At 69.0% G+C, this 19039-nt stretch carries 16 protein-coding genes and 1 pseudogene; 4 read left to right on the top strand and 13 right to left on the bottom strand.

Annotated elements, in window-relative coordinates; all coding sequences use genetic code 11:
- Nucleotides 1-1164: pseudogene (locus Q1A87_RS12005) on the top strand (hypothetical protein); the annotation flags it as partial.
- Between the two features lie 98 nt (nucleotides 1165-1262).
- Here Q1A87_RS12005 and Q1A87_RS12000 read toward each other — a convergent pair.
- From Q1A87_RS12000 to Q1A87_RS11975, 6 genes are read right to left on the bottom strand one after another with little or no spacing between them, the layout of a single operon-like run.
- Entirely contained in the window at nucleotides 1263-1637 is a 375-nt protein-coding gene (locus tag Q1A87_RS12000; protein WP_299651606.1) for a hypothetical protein, read from the bottom strand.
- A 60-nt stretch (nucleotides 1638-1697) separates the two neighbouring features.
- Nucleotides 1698-2327 (bottom strand): uracil phosphoribosyltransferase, encoded by a 630-nt coding sequence (upp, locus tag Q1A87_RS11995; RefSeq protein ID WP_299651604.1) that lies wholly within the window; start codon nucleotides 2325-2327, stop codon nucleotides 1698-1700.
- 1 nt (nucleotide 2328) lies between these two features.
- A complete protein-coding gene (locus Q1A87_RS11990) occupies nucleotides 2329-3297 on the bottom strand; it encodes an adenosine deaminase (RefSeq protein WP_299651602.1) in 969 nt (322 codons plus the stop codon).
- Nucleotides 3294-4481, bottom strand: a complete 1188-nt coding sequence (locus Q1A87_RS11985; RefSeq protein WP_299651600.1) for a phosphopentomutase — start codon at nucleotides 4479-4481, stop codon at nucleotides 3294-3296. Before Q1A87_RS11985 ends, Q1A87_RS11990 begins: the two co-directional genes overlap by 4 nt.
- On the bottom strand, nucleotides 4478-5776 hold the full coding sequence (locus Q1A87_RS11980) for a thymidine phosphorylase (RefSeq protein WP_299651622.1): 1299 nt from the start codon (nucleotides 5774-5776) through the stop codon (nucleotides 4478-4480). Before Q1A87_RS11980 ends, Q1A87_RS11985 begins: the two co-directional genes overlap by 4 nt.
- 14 nt (nucleotides 5777-5790) lie before the next feature.
- On the bottom strand, nucleotides 5791-6189 hold the full coding sequence (locus Q1A87_RS11975) for a cytidine deaminase (RefSeq protein WP_299651598.1): 399 nt from the start codon (nucleotides 6187-6189) through the stop codon (nucleotides 5791-5793).
- Between the two features lie 152 nt (nucleotides 6190-6341).
- Here Q1A87_RS11975 and gltX point away from each other — a divergent pair, with 152 nt between their 5' ends.
- Nucleotides 6342-7673, top strand: coding sequence for a glutamate--tRNA ligase (gene gltX, locus Q1A87_RS11970; RefSeq protein WP_299651596.1), 1332 nt, complete (start codon nucleotides 6342-6344; stop codon nucleotides 7671-7673).
- Between the two features lie 72 nt (nucleotides 7674-7745).
- On the opposite strand, the gene Q1A87_RS11965 is transcribed toward gltX, so the two are convergent.
- Both Q1A87_RS11965 and Q1A87_RS11960 read right to left on the bottom strand, forming a co-directional pair.
- Nucleotides 7746-9227, bottom strand: a complete 1482-nt coding sequence (locus Q1A87_RS11965; RefSeq protein ID WP_299651594.1) for an ATP-binding protein — start codon at nucleotides 9225-9227, stop codon at nucleotides 7746-7748.
- On the bottom strand, nucleotides 9224-11113 hold the full coding sequence (locus Q1A87_RS11960) for an AMP-binding protein (RefSeq protein WP_299651592.1): 1890 nt from the start codon (nucleotides 11111-11113) through the stop codon (nucleotides 9224-9226). Before Q1A87_RS11960 ends, Q1A87_RS11965 begins: the two co-directional genes overlap by 4 nt.
- A 220-nt stretch (nucleotides 11114-11333) precedes the next feature.
- Between Q1A87_RS11960 and Q1A87_RS11955 the strand changes: the two genes are divergently transcribed.
- Nucleotides 11334-11762 (top strand): TIGR01244 family sulfur transferase, encoded by a 429-nt coding sequence (locus tag Q1A87_RS11955; RefSeq protein ID WP_299651590.1) that lies wholly within the window; start codon nucleotides 11334-11336, stop codon nucleotides 11760-11762.
- Nucleotides 11763-11770: 8 nt separating this feature from the next.
- Here the strand turns inward: Q1A87_RS11955 and Q1A87_RS11950 are convergent, their stop codons facing one another.
- From Q1A87_RS11950 to Q1A87_RS11930, 5 genes are all read right to left on the bottom strand, one after another.
- Nucleotides 11771-12748, bottom strand: a complete 978-nt coding sequence (locus Q1A87_RS11950; RefSeq protein WP_299651588.1) for an ABC transporter permease — start codon at nucleotides 12746-12748, stop codon at nucleotides 11771-11773.
- A complete protein-coding gene (locus tag Q1A87_RS11945; RefSeq protein ID WP_299651586.1) occupies nucleotides 12741-13748 on the bottom strand; it encodes an ABC transporter permease in 1008 nt (335 codons plus the stop codon). The genes Q1A87_RS11950 and Q1A87_RS11945 overlap by 8 nt, the downstream gene beginning before the upstream one ends.
- A 95-nt stretch (nucleotides 13749-13843) precedes the next feature.
- Entirely contained in the window at nucleotides 13844-15562 is a 1719-nt protein-coding gene (locus Q1A87_RS11940) for a peptide ABC transporter substrate-binding protein (protein ID WP_299651584.1), read from the bottom strand.
- Entirely contained in the window at nucleotides 15559-16656 is a 1098-nt protein-coding gene (locus Q1A87_RS11935) for an oligopeptide/dipeptide ABC transporter ATP-binding protein (protein ID WP_299651583.1), read from the bottom strand. Before Q1A87_RS11935 ends, Q1A87_RS11940 begins: the two co-directional genes overlap by 4 nt.
- Entirely contained in the window at nucleotides 16653-17684 is a 1032-nt protein-coding gene (locus tag Q1A87_RS11930) for an ABC transporter ATP-binding protein (protein WP_299651580.1), read from the bottom strand. Before Q1A87_RS11930 ends, Q1A87_RS11935 begins: the two co-directional genes overlap by 4 nt.
- A gap of 189 nt (nucleotides 17685-17873) precedes the next feature.
- On the opposite strand from Q1A87_RS11930, the gene argE reads away from it, so the two are divergent.
- Nucleotides 17874-19037: an acetylornithine deacetylase gene (argE, locus tag Q1A87_RS11925; protein ID WP_299651578.1), complete on the top strand. Its 1164-nt coding sequence runs from the start codon at nucleotides 17874-17876 to the stop codon at nucleotides 19035-19037.
- The last annotated feature ends 2 nt before the right edge of the window (nucleotides 19038-19039 follow it).

The raw sequence follows: 19039 nt of genomic DNA, 5'->3' as shown, positions 1-19039 counted from the left end.
TCAAGATGTCCATTATCGATCATGGACATTATCGACAGCAGAGGCTCACCGTCAGAGCAGTCACAACGGACGGATACGATTTGGATCGGCTACGAGCAGGACAAGCGGAAACGCCTCGCGAAGGAACGGTTCCGGCTTCTCGAGAACCGGCGCGATCTCTATTTCATCCCGCATCTGTGGAAGGTCAGGATGTCCAAGATGGGTCCGGCCCTCCGCGCGCTGGTGAAGGGCATGGAGGAGGGGAAGATCCGCCCCGACAACTCCAAGTCCAAGCTCAAGACGCTCACGTTGGACGGCAAGCCGCGTCTCCACCCGAACACTATCGCAGACATCATCGGTAGCGCGGCAGCGGCGTGCGCATTAGCGAAGAGTGATGGTCTGACGATACACAACCCGCCGAAGATCCCCTTCATAACAGGTGTTACCGCTCCGGAGGATCGCGACCCAAAGGGTCGATACATCACCTTCGAAGAAATGGGCTTGCTGATCGAGGCGGTCCGACGCCCTCACATCCTCGACCTCCTCCTGCTCGACCTCGGCTGCGGCGGTCGGATCGGCGCAGTGGCAGACATGACCGGCAAGAAAGTCCGCCTCGACCTCGGCGTAATCGACCTCCTGGGGGAAGGTTTCGTCGAGAATAATCGCCGGAAGCAGACACCTATCGTTCCTGTGACGGGGCCGATGGAGCGCATCCTCTCAAGGTTGATCGCTACACACGACGATGGTTACCTCATCCATGATACTGGTGGCCCGATCGCTGAGGGCGCGCGAAACTGGACACAGATCATCCAGCGATTGGTAGCCAGGGCAAAGGAGAACCGGACGCCTGACCAAGTGAAGCGGGAGCTCCTCGAGCAGTCTGACCAAGGCAACGTGAACTGGTATTCGATCCGCCGAACCTACGCCGACTGGCTCGACGAGCGGGTGAGTGATGCGGCGATCTCGGCTGTCATGGGGCACTTCGAGATCTCATCCAGGACCAGGAGGCAACTCTTCGAGTCCGGGAGCCCGACAACCGACCTCTACAAGCGCCGGAAACTGGGACCGGTGCTTGAAGTCGCATCCGTTCTCGACGAGGAATGGTGGCCTTCCATACAGCCGTTCACGGGCTTAGATCTGCGCTCAGACCGAGTTCGACTGATGCGGGCTGATGCAGCGGAGTGAAAAAGATGAATGATTACAAAGTGCATCAGCAGAAAGAGCGCCACCTCGACGACGTGCAGATCACCCGCGAGAGCCCGAACTACCGCACCTGACCCGGCTCAGCGGGCGATCTGGATCACCGGTCGCTGGCGACGCGGCGTCTCGACGGTCCAGACGCCCCGCATCTGGGCATCCCCCTGAAGCGTGCGCGGCCCGCGATAGGGGTTGAGCCGCCCGTCCGTCCACGCCGGCTCGTAACCGGCGGGCGCCCGCGAGAAGTCGAAGGTCGTATCCGCCGGAGGAACGAGGATTGTGCCGTCGGGATATCTGCCGCCCGTCAGGAACGGGCTCGGCATCCCGGGATCGATGCGCTCCGCCCCGGGCGGCGGCGTGACGGCGACGACGACCGGGCCGCCGGCCTGCACCTGCGCCAATGCGGGGCCGGCAGCCAAAGCCAGCGCGACGGCCGTCAGGCCGTATTTCAGGTAGGTCATGTCGAGCCTCCGTTCGTCATTTGCGCGTTCCGCGTCGCAACGGACAAATGGCCTGACACCCTACTTCGTTCCGAACATCCGGTCGCCGGCATCGCCCAGGCCCGGCACGATGTAGCCGCTCTCGTTGAGGCGCTCGTCCACGGCCGCGGTGACGATCGGCACGTCGGGATGGGCCGCCTTCATCCGCGCGATCCCCTCCGGCGCCGCCAGAAGGCACAGGAACCGGATGTCCGTCGCCCCCTTGGCCTTCAGGAGGTCGATGGCGGCGGCGGAGGAATTGCCCGTGGCCAGCATCGGATCGACCGCGATCACGAGGCGCTCGTCGAGCTGATCGGGCACCTTGAAGTAGTATTGCACCGGCTCCAGCGTCGCCTCGTCGCGGTAGAGGCCGACGAAGCCCACTCGGGCCGAGGGGACGAGTTCGAGGATACCGTCGAGCAGCCCGTTCCCTGCCCGCAGGATCGAGACCAGCGCCATCTTCCGCCCGGCCAGCACCGGCGCGTCCATCGCCTGCATCGGCGTCTCTATCGCGCGCGTCGTCATCGGCAGGTCGCGCGTCACCTCGTAGGCCAGCAACTGGCTGATCTCGCGCAGCAGCTGCCGGAACACGGCAGTCGGCGTCCCCTTGTCGCGCATCAGGCTCAGCTTGTGCTGCACCAGCGGGTGCGTGACGACGGTCAGGTGATCCATGTCAGGGCTCCAGTCTCTTGAGCAGATCCTCGCGCGTGGCCGCATCGCAGAACGCCGCGCGGGCGGCGGTCTGGTTGATGACGCGAAAATGGTCCTCTCCCCAGCCGAAGACCCGTTCGAGCGCGTCGTACTCGTCCCGCATCGTCGTGTGGAAGAACGGCGGATCGTCGGTCGAGACGGTGATGTCCACGCCCGCGGCCAGGAGCCGTTCGACGGGATGCGCCTCGATCTTCGCGTAGAGCCCGAGCGCGACGTTGGAGCCGGGGCAGACCTCCAGCACGATGCCCTCCCGCGCGAGGCGCTCGACCAGGGCCGGGTCCTCGATGGCACGGACGCCGTGCCCGACCCGGCTCACGCGCAAGTGGTCCAGCGTGTCCCGCACCGAGGCCGGCCTGCCGAACTCGCCGGCATGGGAGGTCAGGCCGAGCCCCGCCTCGCGCGCGCAGTCGAAGGCCCAGGCGAAGTCGCGCGCCGTGCCCATCGCCTCGTTGCCGCCCATGCCGAAGCCCGTGACGAAGGCCCCGGCGGTCTCCGCGGCGCATCGCGCCGTCTGCCGCGCCTTGTCGGGCCCGAAATGCCGGATGCAGGTGACGATGCCGCGCATCGCGATGCCGTCGACCGCGCTCGCCGCCTCCTCGATGGCGCCCAGATACTCGCGCCAGGCCGACAGGTCGCGGCCGCCGCAAAAGTCCGGGCTGAGGAAGATCTCGGTGTAGATCACCCCCTGGTCGCGCGAGCGTTCGAGAACCTCCCGGGTGAGCCGCGCATAATCTTCCGGGGTGCGAAGGACCTGAGTCGCGGCCTCGTAGGTCCGAAGGAAGCCCTCGAAGTCCTTGTAGCTGTAGGCCCCGCGCTCGTCGAAGACGCGGCTCAGGTTCACCCGCTTCTCGTCCGCGAGCCGTCGCACGAAGTCGGGCGGCGCGGCGCCCTCCAGATGGAGGTGCAACTCGATCTTCGGCGAGAAGCTCACAGAACGCTCCGTCCCGGGCCGACGACGGGCACGCCCAAATGGTCGCAGATCGTGGCCGCGACGTCGACGAAGCCGATTTGCCCTGCCGCGCCTTCAAGGCCCGCCGCAACGACCGGCACACGCTCCCGCGTGTGATCGGACCCACGCCAGGTCGGGTCGTTGCCGTGGTCGGCGGTGCAGACCATCAGGTCGCCCTCGCGCAGCGATCCGAGGATCGGCGGCAGGCAGGCGTCGAACCATTCGAGTTGACGCGCGTAGCCGCTGACATCCCGGCGGTGGCCGTAGATCGCGTCGAACTCGACGAAGTTCGCGAAGGTCAGGCTGCCGTCGGGCATGTCGCGCACGGAAGCCGCGAGATGGTCCATCAACAGGACGTCCTTGCCCTTCGCCACGCTGTCGATGCCGCGCATGGAGAAGATGTCACCGATCTTTCCGATGGCATGCACCTGACGCCCCGCGCCCGACACCGCGTCACAGAGCGTCGGCGCGGGCGGTTCGATGGCGAAGTCACGGCGGTTCGCCGTCCGCTCCCACGGCCCGTCGCCCGTGAACGGCCGCGCGATGACCCGCCCCACGCGCATCTCGTGCAGGGTCGAGGCCAAAGCCGCGCAGAGGTCGAGCAGGCGGTCGAGCCCGAAATGCGCCTCGTGCGCGGCGATCTGGAAGACGCTGTCGACCGAGGTGTAACAGATCGGCCAGCCGGTCCGGATATGCGCTTCCGCTTCCTCCTCGATGATGAGCGTGCCGGAGGCGTGGCGATTGCCGAGGATGCCGTCGGTCCCGGCCATCCGGCAGACGAGGTCCACGAGGTCCGGCGGAAAGCACGGATCGGTTTCCGGGAAGTACGTCCAGTCCCACGGCACCGGCAGGCCCGCGAGCTCCCAGTGCCCCGAGGGCGTGTCCTTCCCCCGGCTGATTTCGGTGGCCGCGCCCCACAGCCCCTCGGGCTCCGCCGCGAGGCCCGGCGTCTCGACGCCCGAGGCCAGCCGGATTGCCGCGCCGAGGCCGAGCCGGTCGAGATTGGGCAGGCGGAGCGGTCCGGACCGTCCCTCCTCCGCCTGCCCCGCCGCGCAGGCCGCGGCGATGTGGCCGAGCGTGTTCGCCCCTTCGTCGCCGAAATCCGCGGCATCCGGCGCGCCGCCGCAGCCGACCGAGTCGAGCACCACCAGGAAGGCGCGGCTCACCGGATCGTCTCGCCGATGAGCGTGGGGGGCGTGACCGCGCCGCCCTCGAGCCGGATGGCGCGGGCCACGCGCTCCGCCGCCTCGGCCGCGGCCTCGCCATCGGCGGCGTGCACGCGGGCCAGCGGCTGGGTGTCGGTGACGACCGTGCCGAGCTGGGCGATATGGCTGATGCCGACCGTCGGGTCGATGCGGTCGTCCTCCCGTCGCCGTCCGCCGCCGAGGTCGACGACCACCTCGCCCAGGACGCGCGTGTCGATCTCGGCGACCACGCCCGGCGCCTCGGCCCGCAACTCCGCGACGACGGGTGCCGCGGGCAACCTGTCGCGCCAGCGCTCGAGGAAATCGGACGGTCCGCCTTGCGCCTGCACCATGCGGCCGAACACCTCCGCCGCCGCGCCACTCTGAAGCGCGGCGCCGATCTTCTCCGCCCCGGCCGCCGCGTCCGCGACCAGCCCGCCGAGCGCAAGCGCCTCGCCGCCGAGCGCGCGGACCAACGCCACGAGCCGGGCCGATCGGCGCGTCCCCGGCTCGGTCAGCGCCTCCATCGCGGCAATCACTTCGAGCGCGTTGCCGCAGGCGGGCGCGGCGGGCTGGCTCATGTCGGTGACGATGGCCGACGTCATCACGCCATTCGCCTGACCCGTCTCGACCAGCGCCCGGGCGAGCGCGCGGGCATCGTTCGGATCGGGCATGAAGGCGCCGGACCCGGACTTCACGTCGAGGACCAGCGCCTCCAGACCTTCCGCCAGCTTTTTCGACAGGATCGACGCCACGATCAGGTCGAGGCTTTCCACCGTCCCGGTCACGTCGCGCACCGCGTAGAGCCGCCGGTCCGCGGGCGCGATGTCGGCCGTCGCGCCCACGATGGCGCAGCCGACGCGGGACACGATGCTCTGCAACTCGTCGGTCTGCATCTCCGTGCGGAAGCCGGGGATCGCGGCGAGCTTGTCGAGCGTGCCGCCGGTATGGCCGAGCCCCCGGCCCGAGATCATCGGCACATAGGCTCCGCAGACGGCGAGCGCCGGGGCGAGGACGAGCGAGGTGCAATCGCCGACGCCGCCCGTGGAGTGCTTGTCGACCACCGGTCCGTCGAGATCCCATTGCAGGACCTCCCCGCCGTCGCGCATCGCCCGCGTCAGCGCCGCCCGGCCCGCCGCGCCGAGCGGCGTGCGGCAGACACCCATCGCGAAGGCGCCGGCCTGCGCGTCGGTGACCGAGCCGTCGGCCAGCCCCTCCGCGAACGCCGCGAGCGCCTCGGGCGCCGGCCTTCGGTCGTGGCGCAGGTCCGCGAGAATGTCGCACGGCCCGCTCACGCCATGTAACCCGCGTCGAAGGCGCCGGGCAGAAGCGCACCGATCGTCGTCGCCTCCTCCGCGCCGGCGACCGTGGCGAGCGTCACCGGAACCTCGCCGCCCGCGAACTCCGCGAGCTTCTGGCGGCAGCCGCCGCAGCAGGGCACGGGCCGGTCCGAGGCGGCGACGACGTAGACCTCCGCGATCGACGTCTCGCCGGCCGCGACCATCGCCGCGATCGCGCCCGCCTCCGCGCAGGTCCCCTGCGGATAGGCGACGTTCTCGACGTTGCAGCCGCGATAGACCGTGCCGGAGGCGGCACGGATCGCCACGCCGACCTTGAACCGGCTATAGGGCACGTAAGCCATCTCGCGAACGGCAAGCGCGGCCTCGCGCAGATCAGACGTTTCGCTCATCGGGAACTCGCGCTGTCGGGTCGGAACCGTGCTAGGCCCCGCCGCGGGGGGGACGCAACCCCGAAGCCACGTCCTGCCGTCCTGCCCTCCGTCACGGCGGGTGGACAGCCCCCGACCCCGGTGGCAAACGCCAAGCCGAAAGGAAGCCCGTCATGCCCGACACGAACACCGTCACCCGCTTCGCCCCCTCGCCGACCGGGCGGCTGCATGTCGGGAACCTGCGCGCCGCGCTGATGAACTGGATGATCGCGCGCAAGGCCGGCGGGACGTTCATCCTGCGCCTCGACGATACCGACCCCGAGCGCTCGAAAGAGGAATATGTCGACGCGATCCGGCGGGACATGGAATGGCTCGGCCTCGACTGGGACCGGGAGGAGCGGCAATCGGCCCGGATCGACCGCTACATGGACGCGGCGGACCGGCTGCGCGGGGACGGCCGTCTCTACGAAGCGTTCGAGACGCCGACCGAGCTCGACCTGAAGCGCAAGAAGCAGCTCAACATGGGACGGCCCCCGGTCTACGACCGCGCCGCGCTCCGGCTGACCGATACGGAGCGCGAGTCGCTCCGGGCCGAGCGCACGGGCCACTGGCGGTTCCTCCTCGACCACGCGCGGATCGAGTGGGAGGACGGCATCCTCGGTGCGCTCAGCATCGACGCCGCCTCGGTCTCCGATCCGGTGCTGATCCGGGGCGACGGTCAGGTCCTCTACACAATTGCGAGCGTCGTCGACGACACCGACATGGGCGTCACCCACGTCGTGCGCGGCTCCGACCACGTGACGAACACGGCGACGCAGATCCAGATCATGGCCGCGCTCGGACACGACCACCCGGCCTTCGCCCACCATTCGCTCCTGACCGGGCCGCAGGGCGAGGCGCTGTCGAAGCGTCTCGGCACGCTGGCGCTGCACGACCTGCGCGAGGCGGGGATCGAGCCGATGGCCCTGCTGTCGCTGATGGCGCGGCTGGGCTCGAGCCAGCCGGTCGAACTGCGCGCCACCCCGCGGGAGCTCGCCGAGCAGTTCGACCTCTCGCAGTTCGGCAGCGCGCCCACCAAGTTCGACGTCGCGGACCTGACCCCGCTGACCGGACACTACCTGCAGACCCTCCCGTTCGAGGCGGTCGCAGGCGACATCGCGGCCCTCGGCGTGCCCGAAGGCGACCGGACGCGCTTCTGGGAGGTGGTGCGCGACAACATCCGGACGCGGGCGGACATGGCCGATTGGTGGCGCCTGATGACGGAGGGCGCCGCGCCGAAGATCGCGGCGGAAGATGCCGACTTCGTGCGCGAGGCCTTGGCTCTTTTGCCCGATCCCCCCTTTGCCGACGATGCCTGGAAAGCCTGGACGACGGAGGTGAAGTCCGCGACGGGTCGCAAGGGCAAGCAACTCTTCATGCCGTTGCGCCACGCGCTGACGGGGCGACATAACGGACCGGACATGGGCGACCTGATGCCGCTCCTGCAGCGCAAGACGGAACTCTAGAGCCTCCGGCGACCGGGTCGATCCGGAGGCGCGTCCGAGGAGGCGATTGCGACGAACCCGTCGGCCGCAGATCTATCGGGTGCGATCGACCTTCGGAAGATCCTGACGCAGCTCGGCAAGCCGGGCGAGGCAGACCTTGCCTGCGACCTGCATCGCCTCGCCGGCTTCCCTGCGGGCGATCTCGTTCAGACGCCGTGCCGCGGCTTCCGCCGGCAGCGCACCGACGGCCGTCGACAGCGACAGCAGGATATGGGTCTGCGACTCGACCTCCTTGGCATCCCCGTTTGCCAGCGCGCGCTCCAGATCGATCTCCACCTGCGCCAGATCCTCGCGAAGCCGGGCGAGGAGCTGATCCTGCTGATCGGGCCCCGCGGCCTGCATCAGTTCGGCGAGCGTGATCGCCGAGAGGCTCGGGGCCCGCTCCGGAGCCCAGCCCGAGGCATCGGGCCCGATATCGATATAGTGCCGGATCGCCCGGCCGAACGCCTCGATCCCCTCCAGCGGCTTGGCGAGGATGCCATCCGCCCCCGCCTCCACGATCGCCTCCCGGTTGTCGCCCAGAACGTAGGCCGTCATCGCCACCATCGACATCGGCGGCGCGATGCCGCGCGCCTGCCGCAGACGCTCGGACCGCAGCACGTCGAGCCCGCCCAGCGTCGGCATCTCCATGTCGACGAGGGCAAGGTCGAACCGCTCCCGCGCCAGCCAGTTGAGCGCCTCGATGCCATCGGCGGCCAGTTCGCATTCCGCCCCCATCCGCGTAAGCATCGCGTTGACGAGCGTGCGGTTCGTTGCTGAATCGTCGGCCACGAGGACGCGGACCCCCTGCAGATCGGGGAGGCCGTCGATCCCCTCGCCGTGCCGCTCCCAGATCCCGCGCGGGAAGATGATGGTCAGCCGCGCGCCCCGGATCGACCGGTTCTCCGCCTCGATCGTCCCGCTCATCTCGCTCACCTGTGCGGCGGCAATGTGCAGGCCCATCCCCGTTCCGACCGCGCCCCGCGAGCCGCGTGTCGCCGGCTCGAAGAGCGTCGGCATGAGTTCGGCGGGGAATCCCGGCCCGTCGTCGCTCACGCAGATGCGCAGGTGCCCTTCGTCCGTCAGGTCGGCGGCAAGTCGGATCTGGCCTCCCTCCGCGTGGCGCAACGCGTTGCCCATCAGATTGGCGAGCACGCGGCGCAGCGAGAGCAGGTCGAGCCGCACCACACGCGGCAGGTTCGGCGCGAGTTCGAGCGTGACCCAGGTTCCGGACCCGTGGGTCGCCCCGTGCCAGCGGCGGAACTCGTCGGTCAGGAAACGATGCAGATCGAGATTGCCGACCTGGTCCTTGGTGAGCCGCGGCGTGCCGGCCAGGAGCTGTTCGACGAGACGCGCCAGCAACTCGGAGGCCGCCTGCACGCGCTCGTGCTGCACCAGTGCCGACTGGGGCAGCGTCTCCTTGTTCATCAGGCGCAGGCCACCGATCACGTCGGAGACAGCCGAGCGGATGTCGTGCGCCAAGAGCTGCATGGCGTCCGGCCGGACCGGCGGGTCGGGATCCTCGGCGTCGTTCACGACCGGGGCAGCCCGATGCGGGCCAGCGCCTGACGTATCTCGTCGAGGATCGCCGGATCGTCGATCGTCGCCGGAACCCTGACCTCCGCACCCTCCGCGACCCTGGCCATCGTCGCGCGCAGCGTCTTGCCGGATCGCGTCTTGGGCAGCCGCTCGACGACGCAGACGTGCCTGAAGGACGCGACCGGTCCGATCCTCTCGCGCACGAGCGCCACGCATTCCGCGGCGATCTCCTCCTGCGGCCGGTCCACGCCGCGGGTCAGGCACAGGAGCCCGAGCGGCACCTGCCCCTTCACGGCATCCGCCATGCCGACGACCGCGCATTCGGCGACGTCCGGGTGGGCGGCGAGCGCCTCCTCGATCGCGCCGGTGGACAGGCGGTGTCCCGCGACGTTGATGACGTCGTCCGTCCGCGCCATGATCCAGACATAGCCGTCCGCGTCGATCATCCCGGCATCGCCGGTCTCGTAGAAGCCGGGAAAGGTCGCGAGGTAGCTCTTCACGAAGCGCGCCTCGGCGTTCCAGAGCCCCGGCAGGCAACCCGGTGGCAGCGGCAGGCGGATGGCGATCGCGCCGAGCGTCCCCGGCGCGACTTCGTGGCCCCCCTCGTCGAGGATGCGGATGTCGTAGCCGGGCATCGGCACGGAGGGCGAGCCGATCTTCACCGGCAGCGCCTCCAGCCCGACCGGATTGCCGGCGATGGTCCAGCCGGTCTCGGTCTGCCACCAATGGTCGATCACCGGCTTGCCGGTCACGCGGGCCAGCCACTCGATCGTGTCGGGATCGGCCCGCTCCCCGGCGAGGAAGATCGTCCGCAGCGCCGACAGGTCGTGGCCTTCCAGCATCCCGGCCTCCGGATCCTCGCGCCGGATCGCGCGGAAGGCGGTCGGCGCGGTGAAGAACGCCGCGACCCCGTGATCGGCGATCACCCGCCAGAAGGTCCCGGCATCCGGCATGCCGACCGGCTTGCCCTCGAAGACGACCGAGGTACAGCCGTGGATCAGCGGTGCGTAGCAGATGTAGCTGTGCCCCACGACCCAGCCCACGTCGGACGCAGCCCAGAACACCTCGCCCGGCGCGACGTCGTAGACGTTGGTCATCGACCATTCGAGCGCGACGAGATGTCCGCCCGTCGGCCGGACGACGCCTTTCGGTGCCCCGGTCGTGCCCGACGTGTAGAGGATGTAGGCCGGGTGGTTGCCCGCGACCGGCACGCAATCCGCCGGCTCGGCCTGCGCGATCGCCTCATGCCAGTCGAAATCCCGCGGCCCGGTCTCCGAGCGCAACTCGTCGCGTTGCAGGATCAGGCAGAAGTCGGGCTTGTGCGCGGCCTTCGCGAGCGCGTCGTCCAGAAGCGGCTTGTAGGCGACGACCCGCGTCGGCTCGATCCCGCAGGACCCGGCGAGCACGGCCACCGGCTTCGCGTCGTCGATGCGCACCGCCAGCTCGGAGGCGGCGAACCCTCCGAAGACGACCGAATGGATCGCCCCGATCCGCGCGCAGGCGAGCATCCCCTCGACCGCCTCCGGCACCATCGGCATGTAGATGATCACGCGGTCGCCCGTCGTGACCCCCCGCGCACGCAGCGCGCCGGCGAGCCGGGCGACGCGGTCCTGCAACTCGGCATAGGTGATCCGGGCGACCGATTCCGTGGCCGGGCTGTCGTGGATCAGGGCAAGACGGTCGCCGTGCCCGGCCGCCACGTGGCGGTCGACGGCGTTCCAGCAGGTGTTGACCGCGCCGTCGGCGAACCATTCCGGCACCGGCCCACCGAGGTCATGCAACGCCTTCGTGGGCATCCGGACCCAGTCGATCGCCGTCGCCTGCTCCATCCAGAACCCCTCCGGATCCGAGCGTGCGCGCTCCCATTCAGACTTCCAGCCCATGCGTCGTCAGCCTCCGATCCCCCGTGAAACTTCTAGGGTTGCGCTGGCCGCCTGCGCAAGTACGGCGCGGCGATGGCGAATATCGACCGTGTCCCTACCACGATCCGGTCCTTCGTGCCGGCCCTGCGCCCGACCGGCACCGACATACGGGCCCGACTTTACCTCCGGCGGCCCGGCGGGCATGCTGTCGCTCCGACAGGAGCCGTGAAAGGGCACCGGCATGGACCTCAGACCGCTCGACGAGACCACCTCCGTCGCCCCGCAGCTCGATCCGACCGACATGGGGACGCTGGCCGCGACCGGGGTGACGACGATCATCTGCAACCGGCCCGATGCCGAGGTCCCGCCCTCGCACCGCGCCGCCGCCATGCAGGCCGCAGTCGAGGCGGCGGGGATGGCCTTCGTCTACAACCCCGTCGCCGGGCAGGCCCTATCGATGCAATCCATCGAGGAGCAGGCGGATGCGATCGACGCGACCGAGGGCGGCACGGTCGCCTACTGTGCCTCGGGCACGCGGTCCGCGATCCTCTGGGCGCTGGCGATGGCGGGACGGATGCCGGTCGACGACATCCTCGAGGCGACCCGCGTCGCGGGCTACGACCTCGAGGGGCTACGCCCGCAGATCGCCGCCCTCGAAGCGCAGCGATAGCCCTCGTTTCAGCGGCCGCGAATGCGGGGGTCGAGCGCGTCGCGCAGACCGTCGCCCACATAATTGATCGACAGAACGACCAGCGAGATCGCCAGGCCGGGCCAGAAGGCCCGCCCCGGGTAAAGCTCGAGGTACGGCACGCCGTCGTTCAGGAGCCGGCCCCAGGTGGGGAAGTCCGGCGGAAAGCCGAGGCCGAGGAAGCTCAGCGCGCTTTCGGTGATGATCGCCGTGGCGATGCCGAGCGTAGCCGAGACCATGATCGGCGAGAGCACGTTGGGCAGGACGTGGCGCGTCACGATCCGACGTGCCGGCGTGCCGATCGAGCGGGCGGCGAGCACGAACTCATGCTCCTTCAGGGCGAGCACGTCGCCCCGCACGATCCGCGCCGTCTGCATCCACGACGTGATGCCGATGGCCGAAACGATCAGGATGAAGATACCGGTCTCGATCCCGAAGGCGGCCGTCAGCGGTTCCCGGAACAGCAGCACCATGACGAGGAGCAGCGGCAGGAGCGGCAGCGCGAGGAACAGGTCCGTCAACCGCATCAGCGGCCCGTCGAGCCGGCGGAAATAACCCGCCAGCACCCCGATCAGCGTGCCGAGGACGAGGGACAGACCCATCGCCGTCAACCCGACCGCGAGCGAGACGCGGCCGCCCTGGATCATCCGTGCGAAGACGTCGCGTCCGAGCTGATCGGTGCCGAGTGGATGCGCCCAGCTCAAAGACTGGTTGCGGCTGCGGATGGCCGTCTCGGTCGGGTCGAGGGGCCAGATATAGGGCCCGAAGACGACGACCGCGAGGATCAGCAGGAACAGGACCGCGCCGGCCATCGCGCCCTTGTGGCTTCGGAACTGGTCCCAGACGTCCCACCATTGGCTGCGCGCCTGCGTGAGCAGGAGCGGTTCGGCGCCGGCGACGGGCGCGGAGGCGGCGACGGTGCCCCGGTCGACGCCGACGGGGGTCTCGGGAGCGTGGGCATCAGTCATAGCGGATCCGCGGGTCGAGCATGCCGTAAAGGACGTCGGCGATCAGGTTGAAGAGGACGATCAGCACGGCGAAGATGAAGGTGAGCGTCTGTACCATCGGCAGGTCGTTGCCCTGGATCGCGGTGATCAGAAGCTGACCGATCCCGTTCACCTTGAAGACCTGCTCGGTGATGATCGCGCCGCCGAAGATCGACGGCACCCCGAGCGCGATCACGGTCACGACCGGGATCATCGAGTTCCGCAGCACATGCACCAGCACCACCGTCTTCTCGCGCAGGCCCTTGGCGCGGGCGGTGCGGACGTAGTCCTGGTTGAGGTTGTCGAGCATCGAGGCGCGCATGAAGCGGCTGAGCTGCGACGTGATCTGCAGCGCCAGAACCATCACCGGCAGGAACATCTGCCGGACCTGCAGACCGAAATCGTGCCAGGAATCCACTACGTGCCGGGTGTCGTAGATCGACGGGAACCAGCCGAGCTGCGCGGCGAAGATGATGATGACGAGGACACCGGAGAAGAAGGGCGGCACCGAGAAGCCAACCATCGTGATGAACGTCCCGGCCTGGTCGAAGACGGAATACTGGCGGTAGGCCGAGTAGATGCCGACCGGGATCGCGATCAGGATGGCGACGACATAGGCGGTGCCCACGACCCAGAGCGTCTGCGGCATGCGCTGCATCACGATATCGACGACCGGCGAGCGCGTCTGCCACGACAGGATGCGCTGGCTGCCCTCGGCGAAGCCGGTGCCGAACATGGCATCGAGCAGGTGCAGCGGCTCGACCCAGAAGAACTGCACGAGCCACTTCCAGTAGCGGATGTGGATCGGCTCGCCCAGGCCCAGTGCCTCCCGCATCCGCGCCTTGACCTCGTCGGGGACGGTCAGCGGCATCTGCGCCATCGGGTCGCCCGGGGCGAGGTCGAGGAGCAGGAAGATCACGAGGCTGATGAACAGCAGGGTCGGGATCGCGGTCAGCAATCGCCGGAAGGTGAAGGTCAGCATGCGGCGACTTTCGCTTGGTCGGGCCGTCTGTGTCGGGGCCGGCACGGATGCCGGCCCCCGTTTCGGTCAGGACGCCCCGGGCGTCCCGCAAGCCGTCATTCGGAGATGCGATACCAGTCCGCGATGTTCCACAGCTCGCTGTCCCAGTCGTTCATCCTAATTCCGCCGAGCGAGTTTGCATGCGCCGCCGGGTTGCCGCGATGGATCAGCGGGAGCATGGCGTAGTTCTGGACCAGCATGTCGTTCAGCTGCTTGGCGATCTCGCCCCGCTCCTCGATGTCGGCCGTGTCGCCCAGCTTGTCGACCAGCGCGTCGTATTCCTCCGAGCAGAAACGCGGCACGTTCTGGCCCTGCCACTGGGATTCGGGGGACGGGATATCGCTGCACCGCCAGCCGGCCATGTAGGCCTGCGGGTCCACGCCGGCGAAGTTGTTGGTGTACATCTCCACGTCGGCGAAGAACTTCTGGAACGTGTCCGGCGAGGACGGGTCGCCGCCGAAGAAGACCGAGGCGTCGACCGAGCGGAGCTCCGTCTCGATCCCGATCTTCTCCCAGTCCTCCTTGACGAGCGCCTGCACGTCCTGGCGCACCGCGTTGACCGAGGTCTGGAACAGGACCGAGAGGCGCACGCCGTCCTTCTCGCGGATGCCGTCGCCGTCCTCGTCGACCCATCCGGCCTCCTCGAGCATGGCCATGGCGGCCTCGGGGTCGTATTCGAGGCAATCTTCGTTCGCCGTCGAGGCATAGGCCTCCGGCGCCGGCAGGATGTTACAGGTCGGCTGCCCGCCCGGCCCGTAGCCGATATCGACGAGAAGCTGGCGGTCGATCGCCTTGGACATGGCGGCGGGAACAGCCGGATCGGTCAGGAACGGGTGCGGGTGGGCGACCGTCGAGCGCTCGTCGCCGAGGCTCGCCGAGGGGTCGGTCTGGTTGATCTCGATCCGTTCGACCGACGTGCCGTAGGCCGCGACGACCGTGCCGAGGCCGGCGGCGCTGAGCTGGTCCAGCACCTCGGGCGCGAGCTGCAGGTTCCACGCGTAGTCGTATTCACCCGTCGACAGGACCGCCCGCGCGGCCCCGGCTGCGTCGCCGCCGCCCTTGAAGTTGACGGTCTCGAAGGCGGGCTTGCCCTCCTCGCGGAAGTTCGGATTGGCCGACAGCGTGACGACGTCGTTAGGCCGGAAGTCGTCGACCACGAACGGGCCGGTGCCGATCGGGCCGAAATTGGCGTCGGTGCAGGTCGGCGCGGCCGCGCCCCGGCATTCCTCGAACTGCGCCTTCTGGATGATCGGCGACTCGGAGCCGACAAAGGCGGTGTAGGGGAACGGCTTCGGCACGTTGAAGGTGATCTTTACCGTCTCGTCGTCGACCGCCTCGACGTTGGTGACGTTGTCGAAATACTGCGCCTGCGCGCAGCCGCCCTCCGGATCGGTGCAGTATTCCCAGGTGAACACGACGTCCTCGGCGGTGAGCGGCGTGCCGTCCGACCACAGGATACCGGGCTTCAGCTTCCAGGTGATCGAGGTCAGATCCTCGCTGATGCCGCCATTCTCGACGGTCGGAATCTCGGCAGCGAGCCAGGGCACCATCTCGCCGTTCTCGTCGAACCGAACCAACGGTTCGACGACGAGCGAGGAGCTCTCGACGTCCTTCGTGCCGCTCGAAAGGTAAGGGTTCAGGATCGAGGGGGCCTGCCAGTAGATGATGTTGAGCTGGCCGTCGCGCCCGCGCTCGCCGCCCTCGTCCTGGGCATGCGCCAGGGGGGCCACGGCGAAGCTCGCGACCGCGCAGAGCAGGGCTGACTTCGTGTTCATGTAAGGTCTCCTTGTTGGCTGTTCGCCCCGGTCACGGGGGTCTTTCGTCGCGCGGGTCGGCCCGCGTTCTCGTTGTCGGTGTCGTCCGGTCCCGCCTCCAGCGTTCCGCGGTGGTCGGGATCGTGCAGGTGGCAGGCGGTCCAGTGCCCCGGCGCGACCTCGAGGAAGGCGGGGTCGATGCGGTGACAGACCTCCATCACGTTCGGGCAGCGGGTGCAGAAGTTGCAACCGGCGGGCGGGTTGGCCGGGCTCGGCACGTCGCCCTGCAGCACGATCCGGTCCCTCTTCTGCCCGGCGAGCGCGGGGTCCGGCTCGGGGACGGCGGACAGAAGCGCCTTCGTGTAGGGGTGCAACGGGTCGGAGTAGAGCGCGTCGCGCGGGGCCAGTTCGACGACCTTGCCGAGATACATGACCGCCACCCGATCGGCGATGTGGCGGACCATCGAGAGGTCGTGGCTGATGAAGAGATAGGTCAGCCCGAGCCTGTCCTGCAGCTCCTCCAGCAGGTTCACCACCTGCGCCTGGATCGAGACGTCGAGCGCGGCGATCGGCTCGTCGCAGACGATGAACTTCGGGTTCAGCGCCAGCGCCCGGGCGATGCCGATCCGCTGCCGCTGCCCGCCGGAGAATTCATGCGGATAACGGTTCACGAAGGCGCGGTTGAGCCCGACCTGATTTATCAGTTCCTCGACCCGCGCGCGGCGTTCGGCGCGGGACATCTTGGTGTGCTCCACCAACGGCTCGCCGATGATCGCGCCAAGCGTCATGCGGGGATTGAGGGAGGCCTGCGGGTCCTGGAACACCATCTGCATCGTCGGGCGCATGCTGCGCAGCCGCTCCCACGGGTCGGACCCGATGGCCCGGCCGTCGATGACGATCTCGCCCCCGGTGATGTCGTAAAGCCGCAGCACCGCGCGTCCGCAGGTGGACTTCCCGCAGCCCGACTCGCCCACGAGGCCCAGCGTCTCGCCCTCAAGGATGTCGAAGCTCACCCCGTCCACCGCCTTCACGGCGCCGACCTGACGCCGGAACAGCCCGGAATAGATCGGAAAATGCATCTTCAGGTCGCGCACCTCGACCAGCGGACGCGTCATGCGGAAGCCTCTGCCATCTCGCGCTCGGTCCGGGCGGAGGGATGGAAGCAGGCCGCGTCGTGACCCGGGGCGACGAGCTCCCGGGGCGGGTTCTGCTGATGGCAACGGTCGAAGACCAGCGGGCAACGGTCCCGGAACGGACAGGCCGAAGGCGCCGCGCCGAGGATCGGCGGCTGTCCGGCGATGACCTGGAGCTTTGCGGCCCGTTCGCCGGAGACCGACGGCACCGTCTTCAGGAGCGCACGGGTATAGGGGTGGCGCGGATCGTTGAAGAGCGGATGCACCGGCGCCTGCTCCACAACCTGACCGCCATACATGACGAGGACGCGGTCGGCGATACCCGCGACCACGCCCAGATCGTGCGTGATCCAGACGATGGCCATGCCGAGCTTCTGGCGAAGGTCCTCGATGATCTCGAGGATCTGCGCCTGGATCGTCACGTCGAGCGCGGTTGTCGGCTCGTCCGCGATCAGGAGCTTCGGGTCGCAGGCCAGCGCGATGGCGATCATCACGCGCTGGCGCATCCCGCCGGAGAACTGGTGCGGATAATCCCCGAGCCGCCCCGCCGCACCGGGGATGCCGACGAGATCCAGCAGCTCGACCGCCCGGTCCCGCGCCTGACGCTTGTTCAGCCCCATGTGCCGGCGGATCGGCTCCATGATCTGGAAGCCGACGTTGAAGACCGGGTTGAGCGAGGTCATCGGGTCCTGGAAGATGAACCCGACCTCGCCGCCCCGCACCTCGCGCAGCCGCTTGGGCGACGCCTTCAGCAGATCCTCTCCGTCGAGCAGCACCTCGCCCGAGCGCACCTCGGCCGGCGGGCTCGGCAACAGGCCGATCAGCGACATCATCGTGACCGACTTGCCGGAGCCGCTCTCGCCGACGACGCCCAGCAATTCGCCGCGCCGCACGTTGAAACTCACGGAATTGACCGCGTGAACCTCGCCCGAGCGGGTCCGGAACACGGTATGCAGATCGCGCACGTCGAGCACGTCCTGAGCCTGACCCCCGGTGTCGCCCTGCGGCATCCACCACTCCCCGTTCTGCGCCGGGGGGTCGTTGGCGCCTCCCGTTCCGCCTTCAACGCTAGCAGATGGCCGGCGGCCCGCAAGGCGTTTGCCCGGTTTTCGAGCACCTGCATGCGACCGCCCGTTTTCCGGGCACCATCCTTGACCTTCGCCCGGGTGCACAGCACGGATGGCACCGGAGGTGACCGGATGTCCAAGATGCTGCTGACCGCACGGGAGATCATGGAGCGGCTCGTCGCCTTCCCGACCGTGAGCCGTGACTCGAACCTCGACCTGATCGACTGGGTGGAGGCGTATCTCGCCTCTCACGGCGTCTCCGCGCGCCGGGTCTACGACGCGACCGGCACGAAGGCCGCGCTCTATGCGAATGTCGGGCCGGAGGTCGAAGGCGGCGTCGTGCTCTCGGGCCATACCGACGTCGTGCCCGTGGACGGGCAGGACTGGCACTACGAGCCTTTCGCCGTGACCGAGGCAGAGGGCCGGTTCTACGGCCGCGGCTGCGCCGACATGAAGGGCTTCGACGCGCTCGCCCTTGCGATGGTGCCGCACGCGATCGAGCTCGGCGTGACGCGACCGCTTCAGATCGCGCTCTCCTACGACGAGGAGGTCGGCTGCATCGGCGCGCCGCCGATGATCGACGACATGGTGGCCCACCTGCCCCGTGCCGCCGCCGCGATCATCGGGGAGCCGTCGATGCTGCGCCCCGTCACCGGGCACAACGCCTCCACCATCGCCGACATCCACGTCCACGGCTACGAGGTCCATTCCTCGAAACTGCCGCAAGGGGTGAGCGCCGTGCACGAGGCCGGGCGCATCCTGAACTGGGTCAACGAGCGCAACGCCGCGATCTGGGCGGAGGCGCCCGACCCGGTCTCCGCCGCCTTCGACCCGCCCCACGCCACGGCGCATGTCGGCTTGATCCAGGGCGGAACGGCGCACAACATCACGGCGAAGGACTGCACCTTCAAGCTGGGCTTCCGCGTCCCGGCGGGCGACGACGTCGAGCGCCATCGGCAGGCGATGGACGCCTACCTGGCCGAGCTCGACGCCGATCTCCGCGCCCGCCATCCGCAAGCGGGGGTGACCTGGGAGACGACGCACGGCGTCCCCGCCCTCGTGCCGGAACCGGACGGCGCGGCCGAGGCTCTGGTCCGGCGTCTGACCGGCGACAACGGCACGCATGTGGTCACTTACGGCACCGAGGCCGGCCAGTTCCAGGAGCGCGGCTACTCCGCCGTCGTCTGCGGCCCCGGCGATATCGCGCAAGCGCACCAGCCCGACGAATGGATCGCCGTCGAGCAGTTCGAGGCCGGCGAGGCGCTCCTGCGCCGGGTGGTCCGGACGCTGGTCTGAGG

The sequence above is a fragment of the uncultured Jannaschia sp. genome, assembly GCF_947494055.1.
Lineage (GTDB): Bacteria > Pseudomonadota > Alphaproteobacteria > Rhodobacterales > Rhodobacteraceae > Jannaschia.
Note: the sequence above shows the minus strand (reverse complement) of the source record. Positions and strands in the feature narration are given on the sequence as shown.

Excerpts from the sequence above, each read along its gene's own strand:
- upp (WP_299651604.1), bottom strand. The coding sequence starts at position 2,327 with ATGGATCACCTGACCGTCGTCACGCACCCGCTGGTGCAGCACAAGCTG.
- Q1A87_RS11960 (WP_299651592.1), bottom strand. The coding sequence starts at position 11,113 with ATGGGCTGGAAGTCTGAATGGGAGCGCGCACGCTCGGATCCGGAGGGG.
- Q1A87_RS12000 (WP_299651606.1), bottom strand. The coding sequence starts at position 1,637 with ATGACCTACCTGAAATACGGCCTGACGGCCGTCGCGCTGGCTTTGGCT.
- Q1A87_RS11950 (WP_299651588.1), bottom strand. The coding sequence starts at position 12,748 with ATGACTGATGCCCACGCTCCCGAGACCCCCGTCGGCGTCGACCGGGGC.
- Q1A87_RS11975 (WP_299651598.1), bottom strand. The coding sequence starts at position 6,189 with ATGAGCGAAACGTCTGATCTGCGCGAGGCCGCGCTTGCCGTTCGCGAG.
- gltX (WP_299651596.1), top strand. The coding sequence starts at position 6,342 with ATGCCCGACACGAACACCGTCACCCGCTTCGCCCCCTCGCCGACCGGG.
- Q1A87_RS11930 (WP_299651580.1), bottom strand. The coding sequence starts at position 17,684 with ATGCCGCAGGGCGACACCGGGGGTCAGGCTCAGGACGTGCTCGACGTG.
- Q1A87_RS11945 (WP_299651586.1), bottom strand. The coding sequence starts at position 13,748 with ATGCTGACCTTCACCTTCCGGCGATTGCTGACCGCGATCCCGACCCTG.
- argE (WP_299651578.1), top strand. The coding sequence starts at position 17,874 with ATGTCCAAGATGCTGCTGACCGCACGGGAGATCATGGAGCGGCTCGTC.
- Q1A87_RS11940 (WP_299651584.1), bottom strand. The coding sequence starts at position 15,562 with ATGAACACGAAGTCAGCCCTGCTCTGCGCGGTCGCGAGCTTCGCCGTG.
- Q1A87_RS11955 (WP_299651590.1), top strand. The coding sequence starts at position 11,334 with ATGGACCTCAGACCGCTCGACGAGACCACCTCCGTCGCCCCGCAGCTC.
- Q1A87_RS11935 (WP_299651583.1), bottom strand. The coding sequence starts at position 16,656 with ATGACGCGTCCGCTGGTCGAGGTGCGCGACCTGAAGATGCATTTTCCG.